13 protein-coding genes and 1 pseudogene are annotated in these 21,656 nt (G+C 70.4%); 4 read left to right on the top strand and 10 right to left on the bottom strand.

The genetic code is table 11. From position 1 onward, the window contains the following. Positions 1 to 57 precede the first annotated feature (57 nt). Positions 58 to 591, top strand: coding sequence for a TerD family protein (locus KVT45_RS33800; protein ID WP_217552964.1), 534 nt, complete (start codon positions 58 to 60; stop codon positions 589 to 591). An 82-nt stretch (positions 592 to 673) separates the two neighbouring features. Here KVT45_RS33800 and KVT45_RS33795 read toward each other — a convergent pair whose 3' ends face one another. Then, the gene (locus tag KVT45_RS33795; protein WP_217552963.1) at positions 674 to 3,571 is read right to left on the bottom strand and encodes a vitamin B12-dependent ribonucleotide reductase; all 2,898 of its coding nucleotides are present in this window, start codon (positions 3,569 to 3,571) and stop codon (positions 674 to 676) included. 164 nt (positions 3,572 to 3,735) lie between these two features. Beyond that, positions 3,736 to 4,287, bottom strand: a complete 552-nt coding sequence (gene nrdR / locus KVT45_RS33790) for a transcriptional regulator NrdR (protein WP_217552962.1) — start codon at positions 4,285 to 4,287, stop codon at positions 3,736 to 3,738. Positions 4,288 to 4,791: 504 nt separating this feature from the next. On the opposite strand from nrdR, the gene lexA reads away from it, so the two are divergent. Next, positions 4,792 to 5,571, top strand: coding sequence for a transcriptional repressor LexA (gene lexA, locus KVT45_RS33785; RefSeq protein ID WP_089104346.1), 780 nt, complete (start codon positions 4,792 to 4,794; stop codon positions 5,569 to 5,571). A gap of 153 nt (positions 5,572 to 5,724) precedes the next feature. Here lexA and KVT45_RS33780 read toward each other — a convergent pair whose 3' ends face one another. From KVT45_RS33780 to KVT45_RS33765, 4 genes are all read right to left on the bottom strand, one after another. Then, positions 5,725 to 7,701, bottom strand: coding sequence for an ATP-dependent DNA helicase (locus KVT45_RS33780; RefSeq protein ID WP_217552961.1), 1,977 nt, complete (start codon positions 7,699 to 7,701; stop codon positions 5,725 to 5,727). 202 nt (positions 7,702 to 7,903) lie between these two features. Continuing rightward, positions 7,904 to 8,737: a GNAT family N-acetyltransferase gene (locus tag KVT45_RS33775; protein WP_217552960.1), complete on the bottom strand. Its 834-nt coding sequence runs from the start codon at positions 8,735 to 8,737 to the stop codon at positions 7,904 to 7,906. Positions 8,738 to 8,895: 158 nt separating this feature from the next. Beyond that, positions 8,896 to 10,923: an IucA/IucC family siderophore biosynthesis protein gene (locus tag KVT45_RS33770; RefSeq protein WP_217552959.1), complete on the bottom strand. Its 2,028-nt coding sequence runs from the start codon at positions 10,921 to 10,923 to the stop codon at positions 8,896 to 8,898. A 385-nt stretch (positions 10,924 to 11,308) separates the two neighbouring features. Next, positions 11,309 to 12,862: a diaminobutyrate--2-oxoglutarate transaminase family protein gene (locus KVT45_RS33765; RefSeq protein WP_217552958.1), complete on the bottom strand. Its 1,554-nt coding sequence runs from the start codon at positions 12,860 to 12,862 to the stop codon at positions 11,309 to 11,311. A gap of 292 nt (positions 12,863 to 13,154) precedes the next feature. On the opposite strand from KVT45_RS33765, the pseudogene KVT45_RS56670 reads away from it, so the two are divergent. Together KVT45_RS56670 and KVT45_RS33755 are read left to right on the top strand one after the other, a co-directional pair. Next, positions 13,155 to 13,438: pseudogene (locus tag KVT45_RS56670) on the top strand (enolase C-terminal domain-like protein); the annotation flags it as partial. 98 nt (positions 13,439 to 13,536) lie between these two features. After that, positions 13,537 to 14,760, top strand: coding sequence for a serine protease (locus tag KVT45_RS33755; protein ID WP_217552956.1), 1,224 nt, complete (start codon positions 13,537 to 13,539; stop codon positions 14,758 to 14,760). Positions 14,761 to 14,908: 148 nt separating this feature from the next. Here the strand turns inward: KVT45_RS33755 and hflX are convergent, their stop codons facing one another. The 4 genes from hflX to dapF form a co-directional block, all read right to left on the bottom strand. Beyond that, positions 14,909 to 16,402: a GTPase HflX gene (gene hflX / locus KVT45_RS33750; protein ID WP_217552955.1), complete on the bottom strand. Its 1,494-nt coding sequence runs from the start codon at positions 16,400 to 16,402 to the stop codon at positions 14,909 to 14,911. Between the two features lie 189 nt (positions 16,403 to 16,591). Beyond that, positions 16,592 to 18,181 (bottom strand): M1 family metallopeptidase, encoded by a 1,590-nt coding sequence (locus KVT45_RS33745; RefSeq protein ID WP_217552954.1) that lies wholly within the window; start codon positions 18,179 to 18,181, stop codon positions 16,592 to 16,594. A 69-nt stretch (positions 18,182 to 18,250) separates the two neighbouring features. Further along, positions 18,251 to 20,458, bottom strand: a complete 2,208-nt coding sequence (locus tag KVT45_RS33740; protein ID WP_217552953.1) for a bifunctional (p)ppGpp synthetase/guanosine-3',5'-bis(diphosphate) 3'-pyrophosphohydrolase — start codon at positions 20,456 to 20,458, stop codon at positions 18,251 to 18,253. A 296-nt stretch (positions 20,459 to 20,754) separates the two neighbouring features. After that, on the bottom strand, positions 20,755 to 21,618 hold the full coding sequence (gene dapF, locus KVT45_RS33735) for a diaminopimelate epimerase (protein WP_217552952.1): 864 nt from the start codon (positions 21,616 to 21,618) through the stop codon (positions 20,755 to 20,757). Positions 21,619 to 21,656 lie beyond the last annotated feature (38 nt).

The following is a 21,656-nucleotide window of genomic DNA, read 5'->3' as shown; positions in this document are numbered from 1 at the left end:
AGAGCCTGGGCAGCCCATCAATTGGGCAGTGGACCTCTAGGGGGAAGGGGACGCGTGATGAGCGGTTTCAGCAAGGCGATCAGCAAGGTCGAGGTCGCGGTGAAGTGGGATCCCAGCCCTTCCGGGCAGCCGCCCACCGATCTCGACGTCATCGCCGGGACGTTCACAGCGGCCGACCCGTACGGAACTCCGGCCTATCTCGTGCACTTCGACAGCCGTTCGCCCGACGGCACGATCTTTCTCAACCGGGACAGCCAGGACGGCAAGGGCTTCGGCTGGGACGAGGTGATGACACTCGAACTGGACCGGCTCGACAGCCGGTACGCGCGCGTGGTGGTCGGAGTCGTCATCCAGCAGCGGGTCGCGCACCGCACGTTCGTGAATGTCCTGAACCCGGCCGTCCGCGTCCGGGAGGGCTACAACGTGCTGGCCGAGGACGACTTCGGCTCGGTTCTCGGGGCGACGGCGGCCGCCGTCGCGGAGTTCGTACGCGACGGGTCCGGGGACTGGAGCTTCCGGCCCGGCCTGCACGGCTTCGAGGATGATCCGGTGGTCTTCACCCGGGAGATGGGCGGACTCGGCCGTCCCTGACGGCGAACGACCACCCGGGCGGACAAACGGTAAGGGGCGCCGGCCATGGCCGGCGCCCCTTACTTCACGTCACATCGACTCGTCAGCTGCAGCCGCTGGTCGAGCCGCAGCCCTCGCAGATGTAGCAGGAGCCGGCCCGCTGCATCTTGGTACCGCAGGAGAAGCAGAGCGGGGCGTCGGCCTGGATGCCCAGCTGCATCTCCACCAGCTCGGCGCTGGTGTGCGCCTGCTTCGGGGCGGGCTTCGCCGAGCCGACCTCGGTCCGCGGGGCGGCCACGGCCTTCAGCTCCTGGGCGCGCGGCGCCGACTGGGCCAGGCCCTCGACGTCGACCTCGTCGTCGATGGCCGGCTCGTACGAACCGGTGTCCAGGTGCCGCTGACGCTCCTCGGCGGAGTGGATGCCGAGCGCGGAGCGCGTCTCGAACGGCAGGAAGTCCAGCGCCAGGCGGCGGAAGATGTAGTCGACGATCGACTGCGCCATCCGCACGTCCGGGTCGTCCGTCATGCCGGCCGGCTCGAAGCGCATGTTGGTGAACTTCGAGACGTACGTCTCGAGCGGCACACCGTACTGGAGGCCGACGGAGACCGCGATGGAGAAGGCGTCCATCATGCCCGCGAGGGTCGAGCCCTGCTTGGACATCTTCAGGAAGACCTCGCCCAGGCCGTCGTCCGGGTAGGAGTTGGCCGTCATGTAGCCCTCGGCGCCGCCGACGGTGAAGGACGTGGTGATGCCGGGACGACCCTTCGGGAGGCGCTTGCGGACCGGGCGGTACTCGATGACCTTCTCGACCGTCTCGCGGATGGTCGCCTCGGCCTTCACCGTGACCTCGGCCTTCTCCTTCTCCTTGGTCTTGGCGGAGAGCGGCTGACCGACCTTGCAGTTGTCGCGGTAGATCGCGAGCGCCTTGACGCCGAGCTTCCAGGCCTCGAAGTAGATCTCCTCGACCTCCTCGACGGTCGCCGTCTCCGGCATGTTGACCGTCTTGGAGATCGCGCCGGAGATCCAGGGCTGGATCGCGGCCATCATGCGGACGTGGCCCATCGGGGAGATGGCGCGCTCGCCCATGGCGCAGTCGAAGACCTCGTAGTGCTCGTGCTTGAGGCCGGGAGCGTCGATCACATTGCCGTTCTCGGCGATGTGGGCGACGATCGCCTCGATCTGCTCCTCCTGGTAGCCCAGGCGGCGCAGGGCCTGCGGGACCGTGCCGTTGACGATCTGCATCGAGCCGCCGCCGACCAGCTTCTTGAACTTGACCAGGGCCAGGTCGGGCTCGACGCCGGTGGTGTCGCAGGACATCGCGAGACCGATGGTGCCGGTGGGGGCGAGGACGGACGCCTGGGAGTTACGGAAACCGTTCTTCTCACCGAGGCGCACCACGTCCTGCCAGGCCTCCGTGGCGGCGGCCCAGACCGGGGTGTCCAGGTCGTCCGTGCGGACGGCCACGGTGTTGGCGTCGGCGTGCTGCTTCATGACGCGGTTGTGGGCGTCGGCGTTGCGGGCGTAGCCGTCGTAGGGACCGACGACCGCCGCGAGCTCGGCGGAGCGCTTGTAGGCGGTGCCGGTCATCAGGGAGGTGATGGCACCGGCGAGGGCGCGGCCGCCGTTGGAGTCGTAGGCGTGGCCGGTCGCCATCAGCAGGGCGCCGAGGTTGGCGTAGCCGATGCCGAGCTGGCGGAAGGCGCGGGTGTTCTCGCCGATCTTCTGGGTCGGGAAGTCCGCGAAGCAGATGGAGATGTCCATCGCGGTGATGACCAGCTCGACGACCTTGGTGAAGCGGTCGACGTCGAAGGACTGGCTGCCCTTGCCGTCGTCCTTCAGGAACTTCATCAGGTTCAGCGAGGCGAGGTTGCAGGACGTGTTGTCCAGGTGCATGTACTCGCTGCAGGGGTTCGAGCCGTTGATCCGGCCGGACTCCGGGCAGGTGTGCCAGTGGTTGATGGTGTCGTCGTACTGGATGCCCGGGTCGGCGCAGGCCCAGGCCGCCTCGGCCATCTTGCGGAACAGGCTCTTGGCCTCGACCTCTTCGATGACCTCGCCGGTCATCCGGGCGCGCAGACCGAACCGGCCGCCCTGCTCGACCGCCGTCATGAACTCGTCGTTCACGCGGACCGAGTTGTTGGCGTTCTGGTACTGGACGGACGTGATGTCGTCGCCGCCCAGGTCCATGTCGAAGCCCGCGTCGCGGAGGGCGCGGATCTTCTCCTCCTCCTTGACCTTGGTCTCGATGAAGTCCTCGATGTCGGGGTGGTCGACGTCCAGGATCACCATCTTGGCGGCGCGGCGGGTGGCACCGCCCGACTTGATGGTGCCTGCGGAGGCGTCGGCGCCGCGCATGAAGGAGACCGGGCCGGAGGCGTTGCCACCGGAGGAGAGCAGCTCCTTGGAGGAGCGGATCCTGGAAAGGTTCAGGCCGGCACCGGAGCCGCCCTTGAAGATCATGCCCTCTTCCTTGTACCAGTCGAGGATCGACTCCATGGAGTCGTCGACGGACAGGATGAAGCAGGCGGAGACCTGCTGGGGCTGCGGGGTGCCCACGTTGAACCACACGGGGCTGTTGAAGCTGAAGATCTGGTGCAGGAGCGCGTACGCCAGCTCGTGCTCGAAGATCTCGGCGTCGGCGGGCGAGGCGAAGTACTTGTACTCCTCGCCGGCCTTCCGGTACGTCTTCACGATGCGGTCGATCAGCTGCCTGAGACCGGTCTCGCGCTGCGGGGTGCCGACGGCACCGCGGAAGTACTTGCTGGTGACGATGTTGACCGCGTTCACCGACCAGAAGTCGGGGAACTCGACGCCACGCTGCTCGAAGTTGACCGAGCCGTCGCGCCAGTTGGTCATGACGACGTCACGGCGCTCCCAGCTCACCTCGTCGTACGGATGCACGCCGGGGGTGGTGTGGATGCGCTCGATACGCAGTCCCTTGGTGGCCTTGGTTCCCTTCGCGCGGGAACTCCGTGCCGGACCGCTCGCCGTCTCTGTCATGCCGCCTCCCTGTACGGGCTAAAACGCCCTGAAATGCCACGATGTTCCCGTGACACACTGTTCTGTTTTCACGTCACGAGTGCTCTCAGCTACCACCCGCGACAAGTCCTGGATCGCCGTCCGACAACCGGATCCGGGCCCTCCGCCCGGTTCCGGTCCGCCCGTCAGCCGGCGATGTGAACGGGTGCGGGCACCTGTGCGCTCCCGCCTGGCCCGTGATCGTCCTCCCGACCCCCCGCTCCCGCGTCTTCGTCGTCCGCGGCGGGGTCCTGCGCAGCCTGCCTGAGCTCCGCGATCGCGGCCTCGAAGTCCTCGAGCGAGTCGAACGCCCGGTAGACGGAGGCGAATCGCAGATAGGCGACCAGGTCGAGTTCCTGCAACGGACCGAGTATGGCCAGCCCCACGTCGTGGGTGGTCAGCTCGGCGCTTCCGGTGGCCCGCACCGCCTCCTCGACCCGCTGGCCGAGCTGGGCGAGTGCGTCCTCGGTGACAGGCCGCCCCTGGCATGCCTTGCGCACGCCGTTGATGACCTTGGTACGACTGAAAGGCTCGGTGACTCCGGATCGCTTGACCACCATGAGCGAGCACGTCTCCACGGTCGTGAAACGACGGGAGCAGTCCGGACACTGGCGGCGCCTGCGGATCGACGTGCCGTCATCGGTCGTACGACTGTCGACCACGCGGCTGTCGGGGTGCCTGCAGAAGGGGCAGTGCATGATCTCCAACCCTCCTCACAGCAGACTCAATAGCCTCGCTGGGCCACATGGGCCCCTCGAAGCAGCCCCAAGCATAGGCGATCTCAGAGAGACCGGAGACCCGGGGGACCACAACTTGTGGGCTGCCGTAGCAATCCAACCACTAGATGTGGTGATTGGCTGATACATCGCCAGGTTGCGCGTGTCGCACACGTACCGCTACGGCGGATACGGAGATACCGTGGGCGCCGCACGGAGGTCACGTGCGACTCCGGCGCAGATGGGGAGGTACATCCCGGTCGGCGGCGGCCAGGATGGCAGACTGGGCACACCCACAAGGCCATCACCCCGGCGGTGAAGAGTACAACAATGGGCCCTTTTGCCCGCCGGGTACCGCGTGAGCCATACACCCAGACATGTGATCACGTACGGTGAACCGCGTTTTTTCACTCGAACGTGTGTTTGGCGCAACCTTTCGAAAGCAACTACCGTTGTCCAGCAGGGAGACCATCGAGAGGGGCCGACGTGACCACGACCGCAGACAGTGCCACCATCACCGCCCAGGACCGCTCCCAGGGCCGACTCGACCCGGTGCATGCCATGAACGAAGCCGTGAATCCCGAGGGACACAAGCGTTCCCTGCCGGGCCGACCTCCAGGCATCCGGGCTGACAGCTCGGGCCTCACCGACCGGCAACGCCGGGTGATCGAGGTGATCCGGGACTCGGTGCAGCGGCGGGGCTACCCGCCGTCGATGCGCGAGATCGGCCAGGCCGTCGGCCTGTCCAGCACGTCCTCGGTGGCACACCAGCTGATGGCACTGGAGCGCAAGGGCTTCCTGCGCCGTGACCCGCACCGCCCCCGGGCGTACGAGGTGCGTGGCTCCGACCAGGCCGTGAGCGTGCAGCCCACGGACACCGCTGGAAAGCCCGCCGCGTCCTACGTCCCGCTGGTCGGCCGGATCGCCGCCGGTGGGCCGATCCTCGCCGAGGAGTCGGTCGAGGACGTCTTCCCTCTCCCCCGGCAGCTGGTCGGCGACGGCGAGCTGTTCGTACTCAAGGTCGTCGGTGACTCCATGATCGAGGCCGCGATCTGCGACGGCGACTGGGTCACCGTCCGCCGCCAGCCGGTCGCCGAGAACGGCGACATCGTCGCCGCCATGCTCGACGGCGAGGCCACCGTCAAGCGCTTCAAGCGCGAGGACGGCCACGTCTGGCTCCTCCCCCACAACGCGGCCTACGAGCCGATCCCCGGCGACGACGCGACCATCCTGGGCAAGGTCGTCGCGGTACTGCGGCGCGTGTGACGCCTGCGGCGGGCGGTCAATGTCGCCCGCCCTCCGATCGGGCCCCGGGACCCCTGCGCCGGTTCCGGGGTCCTGCACTGCCCAGAACCGCTTCATTCATCACTCTGGATCGTGGGTCGGCCTGTCCCCGCGTCGGGACAGGCCGACCCACGATCATTCCGTCTCCGCCTGACGCGCCGCCGCGTCGATCGCCGCCAGCGACTTCCGCGCCTGGTTACGGTCCGTGGTGTACCAGAAGTCGGGCAGTGAGGACTTGAGATAGCCGCCGTACCGCGCGGTGGCCAGCCGCTGGTCGAGTACGGCCACCACGCCGCGGTCCCCCGACGCGCGTACGAGCCGGCCGGCGCCCTGCGCCATCAGGAGCGCGGCATGGGTGGCGGCGACCGCCATGAAGCCGTTGCCGCCGGCGTCCTCGACGGCCTTCTGCCGGGCGCTCATCAGCGGGTCGTCCGGTCGCGGGAACGGGATCTTGTCCATGACGACCAGCTGGCAGCTGGGGCCGGGGACGTCGACGCCCTGCCACAGCGACAGCGTGCCGAAGAGACAGGTCCTGGGGTCCGCCGCGAAGTTCTTGATCAGTTCGCCGAGGGTCTCCTCGCCCTGCAGGAGTATCGGGAACTCGGGAATCCGGACGCGCAGTTCCTCGGCGGCCTGCTGGGCGGCCCGCATCGAGGAGAAGAGGCCGAGGGTGCGGCCGCCGGCGGCCTGGATCAGCTCGGTCAGTTCGTCGAGCATGTCGGCGCGGTCGCCGTCCCGTGCGGGGCGCGACAGATGCTTGGCGACGTAGAGGATGCCCTGTTTCGGATAGTCGAAGGGCGAGCCGACGTCGACGCCCTTCCACTGCGGGAGGTCCTCACCCTCCGTGCCCTCCGGGGCGAGGCCCAGGGATGCGCCGACGCCGTTGAAGTCGCCGCCGAGCTTGAGGGTCGCCGAGGTGAGGACGACCGAGCGGTCCGCGAAGAGCTTCTCCCTGAGCAGGCCGGACACGGACATCGGGGCGACCCGCAGGGAGGCGCCGAAGCGGTCGTGGCGTTCGTACCAGACGACGTCCCACTCGGAGCCGTTCACAATCCGCTCCGCCACGTCGTGCACGGTCTCCACCGAGGCCAGCGCCTGCTTGCGGACCGCGTCCTCGTCCTGGACCGACTTGTCGCGGGTCGTGCCGAGCGCGGAGATCACGGTCCGGGAGGCGTCCCTGAGCGCCCCCAAGGCGTACCCGAGATCCTCCGGGATCTCCTCCAGACGCCCCGGCAGGGCCAGCTCCATCAACCGTTCGAAACCCTCGGCGGCGGTCTGGAGCTGGTCGGCGGCCTTCTCGTCGACCAGTTTGGCGGCACGCCGAACCGCACGGTTGACCTGGCCCGGAGTGAGTTCGCCGGTGGCCACGCCGGTGACCCGGGAGACCAGTTCGTGCGCCTCGTCCACGATCAGCACCTCGTGCTGCGGGAGCACCGGGGCGCCCTCGATGGCGTCGATCGCGAGCAGGGCGTGATTGGTGACGACGACCTCGGCGAGCTTCGCGCGCTCACGGGCCATCTCGGCGAAGCACTCGGCGCCGTAGGTGCACTTGGACGCGCCGAGGCACTCCCGGGAGGAGACCGAGACCTGAGCCCACGCCTTGTCGGAGACGCCCGGCGTGAGGTCGTCGCGGTCGCCGTTCTCGGTCTCGTCGGACCAGTCGCGCAGTCGCAGCAGGTCCTGGCCCAGCTTGCTGGTGGGCGCGGCCGCCTCGAACTGGTCGAAGAGGCCCTCCTCCTCGTCCTGCGGAATGCCCTCGTGCAGCCGGTGCAGGCACAGGTAGTTCGACCTGCCCTTGAGCATGGCGAACTCCGGGCGGCGGCGCAGCAGCGGGTGCAGGGCGTCGACGGTGCGCGGCAGATCCCGCTCGACGAGCTGTCTCTGCAGGGCGAGGGTCGCCGTCGCCACGACCACCCGCTCTCCGTGTGCGAGCGCGGGCACCAGATAGCCGAGCGACTTACCGGTGCCGGTGCCGGCCTGGACCAGCAGATGGGATCCGTCGTCGATCGCTTCGGCGACCGATTCGGCCATGGTCACCTGGCCGGGGCGCTCCGTACCGCCGACAGCTGTGACAGCGGCATGCAGGAGTTCAGGGAGTGAGGGCTTCGTCATAGCGCGACCACCCTACGACCCGGCACTGACAATCGGGCGATCAAGGCGGGGACGTGGGGTGGGATCACGCCGGGGGCTCCTGGACAGGCAGGCCAAGGGGGAAGGCCGGGCCGAAGGCCGGGCCTCCCGGATTTCTTTCGGACGGCCGGGAACTCGATCGGTCGCCGCTTCGTACTACATGTGTACACGCAATCACTCAGCGCTACATCAGATGACGTAGGGACCGGTCCCGGATCATGAGGGCGGCCCGTTTGCCCGGCAGATCGACCTCGGCGGCGTAGCGGAAGCCCGCGTTGAGGAAGGCGGCCACGGAGGGGGTGTTATGAAGATCGGGTTCCGCGACGACACGCGCACAGGCGGGGCGGTGATCGAGTACGAGATCGGCCACGGCCCTGAGCAGGGCGGACCCCAGACCCCGTCCCCGGTCGGCGACATCGCCGACGAGGAGGTGGACACCGGTGTCGTGCGGGCGGGCCGGATAGTGGCGCGCGAGCGGGTCCAGGTCGGCTCGATAGATCTCCCAATAACTCATCGGGACGCCGTCGAGAATGCCCAGACACGGCACGCTGCGTCCGTCTCCCGCGAGCTGGGCGCGCAGATGCTCCTCCGTCTGCGCCCCTGAGCCGGCCAACTGCCAGAACGCGGCCACGGCGGGGTCGTTCATCCAGCCGCTGATGATCGGCAGGTCGCGCTCGACGTGGACCGGCAGCAGGTGGAAGGCGCCGACGGGGGTCTGGGCGGGGCCCCAGGTGCCGATCTGGTCGAGCAGGTCGAGCGCGCCGGGCGGGCCCGGGAGTCCGAGCGGGCGGGGCGAGTCGAGGACGCCGGGCGAATCGACTGGGCCGAGTCGGTCGTGGGTGGGCCCGGGGGCTCGTTCGCCGGCGTCGGGCGTCTTCCCGGCGACGAGGGCGAGGAATTCGTCGGGCAGGCGGAGGTCCAGGGTGTCCTCGCAGTCCCTGATGTCCTCGGCGGGTCCGGAACGGCCTGGGTGGACCGGGACGGGGCCTGTGTCGGCGCTCGCGTCGGTGGGAGGCATGGTGCGCTCCTCTCAGGAGACGAGGTGGGTCATGTTCCTCGGTCGGTGAATGAAGGCGATGCATGAAGGCGATGCATGAAGGCGATGCATGAAGGGCGGTGGCAGAAGGGTGGTGATCGGGAGTCGGTGACGGTGTCGGTGACCGTGTCGGTGTGGGGTCAGGAGGGTGCGGAGTGGAGGGGGTTGGTGATGGTGACGTAGACGGACTGGGTGTCGACCGGGCCTACGAGCTCGTCGAGGCCGTGCAGCCGGGTCAGCAGGTTGGCCTTGCAGGGCAGGACGGGTGACTCGAGCAGGCGGGCGGGCAGGGAGGTGCGCAGCGGGGCTGGTCCGGCGGCGGCGTCGGTGAGGAACCGGCGGAAGGCCGCGAGCAGCAGGCGCTCGTCGGCGAGCCGCTGGGAGCCGAACGCACCGATCAGGCCGAGCACGTTGTTGATGCCGAGGTAGTAGGCGAAGCGTTCGTCGGTGACCTCGTCGGAGACGAAGGTGTCGCTGTGCTCGCCGATGCCGGGCAGCCGGGCGTCGAGGTCATCCCGTCGGGACTCGCGGAAGTAGTAGCCCTGGTTGTCGCGGTAGCGGCCACCGGCGGGCCAGCCATCGGCGTCCAGCAGGAGCAGGGTGTTCTGCTGGTGCGCCTCCAGGGCGATGCCGGCCTCGCTGTCCAGCCAGAGCACCGGGCGGACGACCTGCTCCAGATAGCGCAGGAACCACTCGGCGCTGACGGCACCGACGGGTCGGCCGGTGCGTTCGGCGAGCCTGGAGACCACCCGGGCCAGCCGGGAGCGGTTCGGCCGGGGCCTGCCCTTCGTCTCCGGGATGTCGAGGGGCAGGGGCGTGACCAGCCCTGCGACGCAGGACACATCGTCGGTCGGGGTGAACGGGTTGTGCCGGATCACCACGTCGAGTCCGGGTACGGGCCGGCCGTCCAGGCCGTCGACGGCCAGCCAGGCGGGGTCGCGCACGATGTCGAAGCCGGGGTGGGCGGCCTGCCACTGCTTGGCGAGACCGGTGCGCAGCAGGCGGTGCACCTCGACGCCGCGGTGGAGTTCCTTGCGGAGGTTCTCCCGCCGGGAGTTGGTGATGCGCAGGCCGAGCGACAGCTTGAGCATGGCGGGGGCGCCGGTGCGGTGGACGGTTCGTACGGAGGAGGTGGGATGCCAGGGGGCGCCGAGCGGGCCCAGGTCGCGGAGGAGTCCGGCGTCGAGGAGCGCGGCGGTCTCCTCGCGGTGGCCGATCTCGCGGGCCTGCCAGGGGTGCAGGGGCAGGGCGGCGGCGTAGCCGTGGGGCAGGGGCAGGACCGTGCCGGACAGGCGTTCCATGAGGTGCGGCGCGGGGACGGGACGGCCTCGCTCGGTCCAGGCCGAGTCGGTGATGAGAAGGGAGGAGGCGACCGCCATCCAGTGCAGGGGGAAGGAGCCGCGCAACTCCGGTGAGTAGAGCCGGGCTTCGGACTCGGTCAGGCCCTCCCGGCTCTTCGGGGTCGGGTGCAGCGGGTGCCCGAGGAGGAGTGCCTGCTCGGCGGTGAGGAAGCGGTCAGGGCCGTCGGCGGGGTGGGCGCGCCGGTCCGCGATGAAGGTGACCGTGCGGCGCAGGGAGTCGGCGACCCTGGCCACGAGGTCGTCGCCGTCTGGGGTGGCCCATGCGCTCGGGGCGCCGTCGGCCGCGTGGCCGACCGTGCCCCCGGCGTGGGCGGCTGTGCCGTCGGCGTGGCCGACGCTGCCCCCGGCTTGGCCGGAACTGCCATCGGCTCGGTCGGCCGTCCCCGCCGGTCTCGCGGTCGTCTCGCGGGTGAGCAGGGCGGCGAGGGTGACCGCGTCGACGGGCGGGGCGGTGTCGGGGGCGCCGGCCAGGCGGGGTGGGTCGAAGCGGTGCCAGCCGGTCGGGGACCAGTGGCGGATCGGGGTGATCAACACGGTACCGCTGGCGGGCAGCAGGATGCGGAGGGTGCCGGTGGCGGGCGCGGGCAGGTTCGTCTCGCGGACCCAGCAGCGGAGCAGGTTCTCCACGGCGGCAGCCTGGGCGGCGATGTGTGGGTCGGGGTGTTCGAGGAGGTCTCCGGTGTCCTCGCGCGGTCGCTCGGGCTGGGCGGTACGGCCTCGCTGCTGGGGGACCGACTCGGCGAGCGGAACGGGGCGCCCCGGTGGGCCCTGGTCTCCGTTGTCGTCGGGGGTGGGGGTGGCGTTCAAGGAGGGTTCCTCGGGGGCTCGGGGACTCGGGGACTCGGGCGGTGCGGTGCTCGGCGTCGTGCCGGCGAACCGGGCTGGTCGGGTGGTGAGTCGAGCGGTGGGTCGAGTGCTGAGTGTCCTGATGAGAGAGGTGTGGATGATGTGGGCTTCGGTGGGTGGGGCGGTCGATCCGCTCCGGGATCGTCGGCCGGCTGGTTCGTCCGGGCTGCACCGGTCGGCCGGGCTGCTGTCGGCGATTCGGCGGGCAGGTCCTGTCCGGGCGGCCTGGGTGGCGTGGGTGGACCACGTGGTCCGGACGATCCGGGAAGCGAGTTCCCTCCCGGCGGTTCGGTCGGCCGGTTCGTGTCGGGGGCGCCGACCGGTCGCGGCGTTCCCGGTGCGCCGGTCAGTCGGCCGGCTCCTTGCGGCCCTCGGAGCGTCGGGGCCGGGCGCCATGGGCGGCCGGATCTCGGGCCACGGCCGCCACGGCGTCGGCGAGGCGGTCCAGTACGGCGGCCGCCTGTTCGTCGGTGATGTTCAGCGGCGGCAGCAGCCGTACGACACCTGCGTGGCGGCCGCCGAGTTCGACGATCAGGCCCCGTTCCAGGCAGGCGCGCTGCACGGCCGAGGCCAGTTCGGGAGCGGCGGGGCGGGGCCTGGGCCGGGCTTCACCGTCCCACTCGCTCACCGCGCCGCCTCGCGCCCTCACCGCATCACCGGCTCCCCGAGCCTCCGCGTCCCCCGCGGCCCCCTTCGCGTCCTCCGCGCCCTTCGCCTCCTTCGCGCGCCCCTCCGTCAACCCCGTGAGCCCCTCCCCCTCCGGGTCCACCAGCTCCACGCCGATCATCAGCCCCCGCCCTCGCACATCCCCCACGCACGCGAAGTCGTCCTGGAGCCGGCGCAGTTGGGTCAGCATCCGGGAGCCGAGGAGGCCCGCTCGTTCGGCGAGGGCGTTCTCGCGGACGTGGGCGAGGGTGGCGGTACCGGCGGCCATGGCGAGCTGGTTGCCGCGGAAGGTGCCGGCGTGGGCGCCGGGTTCCCAGACGTCGAGGTCGTCGCGGTAGACGACGACGGCAAGGGGGAGGCTGCCGCCGATGGCCTTGGACAGGACCATGACGTCCGGGACGACGCCGCTGTGCTCGACGGCCCAGAAGGCGCCGGTCCTGCCCACCCCGGTCTGGATCTCGTCGGCGATCAGCGGGATGGACCGGTCGGCCGTGAGCCGGCGCATCCGGCGAAGCCAGTCGTCCGGCGCGGGGATCACCCCGCCCTCGCCCTGGACGGGTTCGAGGATCATGCCGGCGGGGAGGGGGACGCCGGACTTGGGGTCGTCGAGGACGGTCTCGGTCCAGCGGGCGGCGAGTTCGGCGCCGCGGGGGCCGCCGACGCCGAACGGGCAGCGGTAGTCCTGGGGGTAGGGCAGCCGGGCGACGCGGACGTCTCCGGCCCCGCCGGAGGCGGCCAGGGCTCCGGTGGTCATCCCGTGGTAGGCGCCGGTGAAGGCGAGGATGCCGGTGCGGCCGGTCGCGGCCCGGACGAGCTTGAAGGCGGCCTCGACGGCGTCCGTGCCGGCGGGCCCGCAGAACTGGACGCGGGCGCGGTCGGCGAGGCCGGGCGGCAGGGTGCGGAACAGTTCGGTGATGAAGGCGTCCTTGACGGGGGTCGCCAGGTCGAGGACGGAGAGCGGGGCGCCGGAATCGAGGACCTTGCGGATCGCTTCCAGCACGACGGGGTGGTTGTGGCCGAGGGCGAGGGTACCGGCGCCGGAGAGGCAGTCCAGGTAACGGCGTCCGTCGGCGCCCTCGATGGTCAGGCCGCGGGCCCGCACCGGCACGATGGGCAGGGCGCGCGCGTAGGTACGTGCCCGCGACTCGCGCGCCGACTGACGCCTCAGGATCCCCTCGTGCGCCGCGCGCGCTCCCCCGAACGTCCCCCCGGTCACCGACTCCGTCACGGCCACGGCTCGCTGTCCTCCCCGCTGTCCAGAGGCGACTTGATCGGCGGGCACCGGGCGCAGGCAGCGGGCCCCCCACCGCTACCAACCCCGGACCGTCCAGCGGGTTACGGGTCGCCTCAAGATCATTGCCACGAGCTTGCTCTCCCGGCCTACTCGCCGTTCGACCTGCCGGACATGGATCCGCCCCACGACCGAGCTCCCCTCGGTCATGTCTTGACATGCGAGTCGAGCGGTTCACTGCTTCTACTGAACATTTGGATATGCGATGCAGGTTCATGGAAATGAACGGCCGGCCACGGTGGTCGCGGCGGTGATCCCGAACCTGGACCGCTCCTGCGACGGCCACTACCCGTGGAACAGCACCGACGACGTGATCCGGCCCGGAGTGCCGGAGTTGGCGGACGGGCGGTCCTGGTCCCCACCTGTCCCGGGCTCGGCGTCGAACTCGATCACGGGGCGCTCGACCGGCTGCACCGGATGCACCGGCCGTACCTGCAGTCGGGAATGCGCACTCGCGACGACACCGGTTACATGCGACGCGTCGATCCCACGCACGAACTCCGGTTTCCTCGCTGGTGAGGCCGTAGCGAAACCGTTGCCCTTCCATCGGAAGCGGCGCACAGCGAGCGCATAGTGTGTGGCGCTGAAGTTCCTTACCAACAGGGGGAGTCACCACCATGCGATCCATCCGGCCGTCGTTCGCCCTGCGAGGTGGAAAGGGCGCGCCTCGTGCGCTGGCGGCCGTCGCCCTCGCCTCGGCGCTGGCGCTGACCGCCACCGCCTGCGACGGCTCCGGCGACGACAACGCGGGCGGCCCGGCGTCCGCGTCCGCCACGGCCGACACCGGTGACGGCAAGATCAAGATCCCGGACGACATCAAGAACAAGCTCAAAGAGCACGGGATCGACATCGACAAGTGGAAGAACGGCGCCTGGCAGAACTGGGACAAGGACGACTGGCTGCGCGAGGCCAACGACTTCATCAACCCCATCATCAAGGGTCTGTGGGACCCGAACCGGATGCGGGACGCCAACGACCCCGACAAGGACAAGGGCGTCGACGCCAACGACATCTCCGGTGACCAGGGTGTGACCGACCCGACGCCGGAGCCCGTTCAGGCGAAGGCGGTGCGGCCGGCGTACCACGCGAGTGCGGCCACGGCCGGGAAGGTCTTCTTCGACTCCCCCGAGGGCACGATGGTCTGCTCGGCGACGGTCGTCGAGGACCCCGCGCACCCGGGCAAGTCCAACCTGGTGTGGACGGCGGGGCACTGTGTGCACGCGGGCAAGAACGGCGGCTGGTACCGCAACATCGCGTTCGTGCCGTCGTACAACGACAAGGGACTGACCGGTTCGGCGCTGGCGGCGGCGACCCGTTCGCAGATCGCGCCGTACGGGGTCTGGTGGGGTGACGGGGCGCAGACCTCGCAGCAGTGGATCGACCAGGGCGGTGAGACGGGGGGCGACGGTGCGTCGTACGACTACGCCGTGATCCATGTGACGCCCGAGCAGGGCAATGACGGCAAGTCCCTTGAGGAGACGGTCGGTTCGGCGCTGCCGGTGAACTTCGACGGGCCGGCCGTGCCGAAGGTGTCGAGCATCACGGCCACCGGGTACCCGGCGGCGAAGCCGTACGACGGGTCGCTGCTGTACCAGTGCGCGGACAAGCCGGGGCGGCTGTCGGTCGACGCGTCGGCGCCGACGATGTACCGGATCGGGTGCACGATGACCGGTGGGGCGTCGGGTGGCGGCTGGGTGGAGACGGGTGCCGACGGCAAGCCGGCGTTGGTGTCCAACACATCGATCGGGCCCGTGAGTTCGGGGTGGTTGGCGGGGCCTCGGTTCGGTGATGTGGCCAAGGGTGTGTACGAGGCGGTCAGCAAGGAGTTCGCCGACCAGTGAGGACGGTTCACCACGCCTTGTCGCCGTGGCAATGACTGTGTTTGGGCGACTGAGGGCCGTCGTGGGTTGCTCGCGCAGTTCCCCGCGCCCCTGGTAAAGGAAGGCCCCGCTCCCTGAAAAGGGAAGCGGGGCCTTGACTTACGAACTATTACGCAGCCGGCGTCGGAACGTACGGCGTCAGTTCCGCCGCCAGTTCCTCGTGGACGCGGACCTTGAGGAGGGTGCCCTCGGCGGTGTGTTCCTCCGAGAGGACCTCGCCCTCGTTGTGGGCGCGGGCCACGAGCTTGCCGTGGGTGTACGGGACCAGGGCCTCGATCTCGACCGACGGGCGGGGCAGCTCGTTGTCGATCAGGGCGAGCAGTTCCTCGATGCCCAGGCCGGTGCGGGCCGAGACCGCGAGGGAGCGCTTCTCGTTGCGGAGCAGTCGCTGGAGGACCAGCGGGTCGGCCGCGTCCGCCTTGTTGATCACCACGATCTCGGGTACTCCGGTGGCGCCGACGTCCCTGATCACCTCGCGTACGGCGGCCAGCTGCTCCTCCGGGACCGGGTGCGAGCCGTCGACCACGTGGAGGATCAGGTCGGCGCCGCCGACCTCCTCCATGGTGGAGCGGAACGCCTCGACCAGGTGGTGGGGCAGGTGGCGGACGAAGCCGACGGTGTCGGTCAGCGTGTACAGGCGGCCGCTCGGGGTCTCCGCGCGGCGGACCGTCGGATCCAGGGTCGCGAACAGCGCGTTCTCGACCAGGACGCCGGCGCCTGTGAGGCGGTTGAGCAGAGAGGACTTGCCCGCGTTGGTGTAGCCCGCGATGGCGACGGACGGCACCTTGTTGCGGCGCCGCTCCTGACGCTTGATCTCGCGGCCGGTCTTCATCTCCGCGATCTCCCGGCGCATCTTCGCCATCTTCTCGCGGATCCGCCGCCGGTCCGTCTCGATCTTGGTCTCACCGGGACCACGCGTGGCCAGGCCGCCGCCCTTGCCCCCGCCCATCTGACGGGACAGCGACTGACCCCAGCCACGCAGCCTCGGCAGCATGTACTGCATCTGCGCGAGCGAGACCTGCGCCTTGCCCTCTCGGGACTTGGCGTGCTGGGCGAAGATGTCCAGGATCAGGGCGGTCCGGTCGATGACCTTGACCTTGACGACGTCCTCCAGCTGGATCAGCTGGCCCGGGCTGAGCTCACCGTCGCAGATGACGGTGTCGGCGCCGGTCTCGATGACGACGTCACGCAACTCCTGGGCCTTGCCGGAGCCGATGTAGGTGGCCGCGTCGGGCTTGTCGCGGCGCTGGATGACGCCGTCGAGCACGAGCGCGCCCGCCGTCTCGGCGAGGGCGGCCAGCTCCGCGAGGGAGTTGTCCGCGTCCTGCACGGTGCCCGAGGTCCACACCCCGACCAGCACGACCCGCTCCAGGCGGAGCTGTCGGTACTCGACCTCGGTGACGTCCTCGAGCTCGGTGGAGAGGCCCGCCACGCGGCGCAGGGCCGCGCGCTCGGAACGGTCGAACTGGTCGCCGTCCCGCTCTCCGTCGATCTCGTGGCTCCAGGCGACGTCCTCTTCCATCAGGGCATCGGCCCGAAGACCGTCGGGGTAGTCCTGCGCGAGGCGCCTGGTGTCCTGGGAAGGGGAAGAAGAGGAGGTCATTGGGTCCTTACGTCGATGGGGATACCGATGCCGGCGTTCAAGTCTCTCAACGTACGAGTACCCCGGGAGATTCCCCCCGACCCGTACTGTGCCGACCTGTGCCGACCTGTGCCAACCTGTGTCGGCCCCACGATGGTCGCACGGTACGCCCCGTCCCGGCACCGTGTTATTCCGGGGGCCGCCCCGCCGTTACTTCCCGGTCTGCTTCTTCGGGGCCGGTACCTGCTTCCAGTCCGGGTGGCCGGGCATCGGCGGGGTCTTCTCGCCGTAGAGCCAGGCGTCGAAGAAACCGGTGAGGTCGCGGTTCGCGATCGCGGAGGCCAGGTGGACGAAGTCGGCCGTGGTCGCCGTGCCGTCCTTGTGCTGCCGGACCCAGATCCGCTCCAGGCGCTCGAAGGCGGGCGTGCCGATCTCCTGGCGCAGGGCGTAGAGGGCGAGGGCGGCGCCGTCGTAGATGTTCGGGCGGAAGATGCTGATCTTCTGGCCGGGCTCGGGGGGCTTGGGCAGGGCGGGAGGTCCGCCGGCGGCGCGCCAGCGGTCGGAGGCGCCGTAGGCGGCCTTCATGCGGTTGATCATGGGCTGGTGGCCCTTCTCCTCCGCGTAGAGCTCCTCGTACCAGGTGGCGTGGCCCTCGTTCAGCCAGACGTCGGACCACACGTGCGGGCTGACGCTGTCGCCGAACCACTGGTGGGACAGCTCGTGCACCATGATCGACTCGATGTACCACTTGGGGTACGCGGGCTCGGTGAACAGGTTCTTCTCGAAGAGGGAGAGCGTCTGGGTCTCCAGCTCGAAGCCGGTGGAGGCCTGTGCCATGAGCACGCCGTACGTCTCGAACGGGTACGTGCCGACCTTGCTCTCCAGCCAGGCGATCTGGTCCGGGGTCCTGGCCAGCCAGGGTTCGAGCTTCTTGACGTCGGCGCTCGGGACGACGTCCCGGACGGGCAGTCCGTGCGGTCCCGCGCGGTGCAGTACGGCGGAGCGGCCGATGGAGACCTGGGCCAGCTCGGTGGCCATGGGGTGCCGGGTGCGGTAGGTCCAGGTGGTCGTGCGGCCGGTCCGGGCCGGCTCCGTGGGCAGCCCGTTGGCGACGACGGTGTAGCCGTTCGGGGCGGTGACGTGGAAGGTGAACATCGCCTTGTCGGACGGGTGGTCGTTGCACGGGAAGACCAGGTGGGCGGCGTCGGCCTGGTTGGCCATGGCGAGCCCGTCGGTGGTGCGCACCCAGCCGCCGTCCTGGCCCTTGGCGGACACCGGGTCGCTGGTGTGCTTCACCGTGATGCGCGTCCAGTCGCCCTGCCGCAGCGGCCTGTCGGGCGTGACGACCAGGTCCTCGCCGGCGCTGTCGAAGGCCGCGGGCCGCCCGTCGACCTCGACGGACTCGACCTTGCCGTGCGCGAAGTCCAGGTTGAGCCGGTCCAGGTCGGTGGTGGTCAGGGCCTCGATGGTGGTGAGGGCCTGGAGCGGCTTGTCGTTGCTGCCGGGATAGGTGAAGGAGAGGTCGTACGACGCCACGTCGTAGCCCGGGTTGCCGAGGTACGGGAAGAGCCGGTCGCCGAGGCCCAGCGGGACCGGCGGGGCGCTCGCGCCGAGAAGGGCGACGGAGACGGCGCAGGCGAGGAGAGCGGTGGCCCGCCGGTGCCGGAGCGGACCGGTGACACGCCGGGACGGACGGGTGCCTTCCGGCAACCGATGGGTGCCTTCCGGCAACGGGCGGGTGGGTCCCGTCAGTGGGCGGGTGCTTCCCGTCAGCGGGCGGGTGCGGAGGGTGAGCGGCATGAACCACCGCTACCAGCGCACCCCACCCTCACGACAGCGACGCGCGATCGATCCACTCGAACGAGTAGGTCACTGGTGTTGCGCTCGGCCGACGTCGTACACGCCTGGCACGTTGCGCATCGCGCGCATCAGGGCGGGCAGGTGGGCCGCGTCGGGGAGCTCCACGGTGTACGTGTGGCGGACGCGCTGCTGGCTGGGGGGTTCCACGGTCGCCGAGACGATCTCGGCGCCCTCCTGGGCCATGGCCTCGGTGAGGTCGGCCAGCAGATGGGGGCGACCGAACGATTCGGCGACCAGGGTGACCCGGCAGGCCGTGCTGTCGCCCCAGCTCACGGCCACCTCGGGGCGCCCGGAGCTCTTCATGTGCACCACCGAGGCGCACTCCACGCGATGCACGGTGACCGCTCCCCCGCGCACGGCGAAGCCGGTGACCTCGTCGGGTGGTACGGGGGTGCAGCAGCCGGCGAGCCGTACGGTCGCGCCGGGGCGGTCGGCGACCACGGCGCTGGCGGTCCGGGGGGCACTGCCGGGGGCGCTGCCGGAGGCCGGGAGGTCGAGTACGGGACGGCTGGGGACAGGGGCCGGCGGCTCTTCGGCACGGTCCGGGTGGGTGGCGAGCCAGCGCTGGATGGCGATCCGGGCCGCCGGGGTGTGGGCGTGCTCCAGCCATTCCCGGGAGGGTTCGGAGGCCGGGTCCTGGCCCATCAGGAGCTGGACGGTGTCGCCGTCCCTGAGGACCGTGCTGAGGGTCGCGAGGCGGCCGTTGACGCGGGCGCCGATGCAGGCGTGGGCGTCCTCGCCGTACTGGGCGTAGGCGGCGTCGACGCAGGTGGCGCCCTCGGGGAGGCCGAGGGCGCCGCCGTCGGGGCGGAAGACGGTGATCTCGCGGTCCTGGGCGAGGTCCTCGCGCAGGGTGGACCAGAAGGTGTCGGTGTCCGGAGCGGCCTTCTGCCAGTCGAGGAGGCGGGAGAGCCAGCCGGGGCGGGTGGGGTCGGCGCGCTCGCCGTCCTCCGGGGCGTCGGAGCCGGGCGTACCGGTGGCCGGAGCGCCGGTGGCCGAGGGACCGGCGGCCAGGGCCTCGCCGGCGGGGGTCCCGGCGGCCGGGGCGTCGGCGGCCGGGGCGTAGGGGTTGCCGAGGGCGACCACGCCGGCCTCGGCGACCTTGTGCATCTGGTGGGTGCGGATGAGGACTTCGGCGACCTGTCCGTCGGCGCGGGCGACCGCCGTGTGGAGCGACTGGTACAGGTTGAACTTCGGTACCGCGATGAAGTCCTTGAACTCCGAGACCACCGGGGTCATACAGGTGTGCAGTTCGCCGAGGACGGCGTAACAGTCCGCGTCCTCGTTGACCAGCACCAGCAGCCGGCCGAAGTCGGCGCCGCGCAGTTCGCCGCGTTTGCGGCTGACGCGGTGGACGGAGACGAAGTGCCGGGGCCGGATGAGGACTTCGGCGGGGATGTCGGCCTCACGCAGCACTCCGCGCACCTCGTCGGCGATCCCGGCGAGCGGGTCGTCGGCGCGGGCCGCGTTCTCGGCGATCAGCTCCCTGGTGTGCTCGTACTCCTCGGGGTGCAGGATGGCGAAGACCAGGTCCTCCAGCTCGGTCTTCAGCGCCTGTACGCCGAGCCGCTCGGCGAGCGGGATGAGCACGTCACGGGTGACCTTTGCGATGCGGGCCTGCTTCTCGGGGCGCATCACGCCGAGGGTGCGCATGTTGTGCAGACGGTCGGCGAGCTTGATCGACATCACCCGGACGTCGCTGCCGGTGGCGACGAGCATCTTGCGGAACGTCTCGGGTTCGGCGGCGGCCCCGTAGTCGACCTTCTCGAGTTTCGTCACCCCGTCGACCAGATAACGGACCTCCTCGCCGAACTGTTCCCGCACCTGGTCGAGCGTCACATCGGTGTCCTCGACGGTGTCGTGGAGCAGAGACGCCGTCAGGGTCGTCGTCTCGGCGCCGAGTTCGGCGAGGATCAGGGTGACCGCGAGGGGGTGGGTGATGTACGGCTCGCCGCTCTTGCGCATCTGGCCGCGGTGCGAGGACTCGGCCAGGACCCAGGCGTGGCGCAGGGGTTCGAGGTCGGCGTCGGGATAGTGGGCGCGATGCGCCTCGGCTACATGGCCGATGGCATCGGGGAGTTTGCCGCGGGCGGCGTTGCCGAGCAGCGCGGCCCGGCCGAGCCGACGCAGGTCGATCCGGGGGCGGGCCTTCCTGCGGACCGCCGCTGCGGGCGCTGCAGGACCGGGCGTCGCAGGGTTCGTGGCCTCCGCACTCATGGGCACACCTCCGGCTCGTGGACCGGCGGACGGGGCCCCAGGGCATACGCGGCTCAGGGATTGGCGACGTTCCCCCGTCCGTGCCGGTGCTTGATGCTACCGAGCCCATCGCGCCCGATTGACCGGCTCCCGCCGAGCGTGAAACGGATCACCCAATCGAGCGACGATTTCGAGGTTTACGATTTTGCGCCACCTGTTCGGGGGGTGGCCGACGTTTTTCGCCACCTCGGCAACGCGGGCCGTGGATCCGGGTGTTGGACCACCGCCCGGACCACGGTTTACGACGTGCAGTCAGCTCAACGGACGGCGTTTTCCAGCCACTCCGTGCTGATCTCGCCCGTGGCGACAATCACTGCGGGGCCGGTCATCTCGATCTCGCCGTCGGGCCGCTCGGTGATGACGAGCCGTCCGCCGGGCACGTCCACGGTGTACGTCGCCGGGGCGCCGGTGACGGTGGGGTCGGCGCCGTCGCGGCGGGCGGTGGCCACGGCGACCGCGCAGGCGCCGGTGCCGCAGGAGCGGGTCTCGCCGGAGCCGCGCTCGTGCACGCGCATCGCGACGTGGCGGGGGCCGCGGTCGACGACGAACTCGACGTTGACCCCTTCGGGGTAGGCCGACGGCGGGCTGAAGGGGGGCGGGCTGTAGAGGTCACCGGCGTCGGCGAGGTCCTCGACGAAGGCGACGGCGTGCGGGTTGCCCATGTTCACGTTCCGCGCGGGCCAGGTGCGGTCGCCGACGCTCACGGTCACGTCGCCCTCGGGGAGGCGGGCGCTGCCCATGCCGACGGTGATGTCACCGTCCTTCGCGATGTGCACGGTCTTCACGCCGCCGCGGGTGGCGATGGCGAGGTCACCCTCCGTGGCGTGGCCGGCGTGCTGGAGGTAGCGGGCGAAGACGCGGACGCCGTTGCCGCACATCTCGGCGATCGAGCCGTCGCCGTTGCGGTAGTCCATGAACCACTCGGCGTCGGCGGCCATCCCCTCGGCCTCCGGGTGCGCGGCGGACCGCACGACGTGCAGCACGCCGTCGGCGCCGATCCCGGCGCGGCGGTCGCAGAGGGCGGCTACGGCGGCCGGGGTGAGGTCCAGGGCGTTGTCGGGGTCCGGGACGATCACGAAGTCGTTCTCGGTGCCGTGGCCCTTGAGGAAGGGGATGCTCATTCTTCGAGGGTAAGGGAGGGGTGCGTGGTTCTTCGGCT

Source organism: Streptomyces sp. GbtcB6 (genome assembly GCF_019091475.1).
Lineage (GTDB): Bacteria > Actinomycetota > Actinomycetes > Streptomycetales > Streptomycetaceae > Streptomyces > Streptomyces hyaluromycini.
The sequence above is the reverse complement of the archived record's forward strand: the minus strand, read 5'-3'. Positions and strand labels throughout refer to the sequence as shown.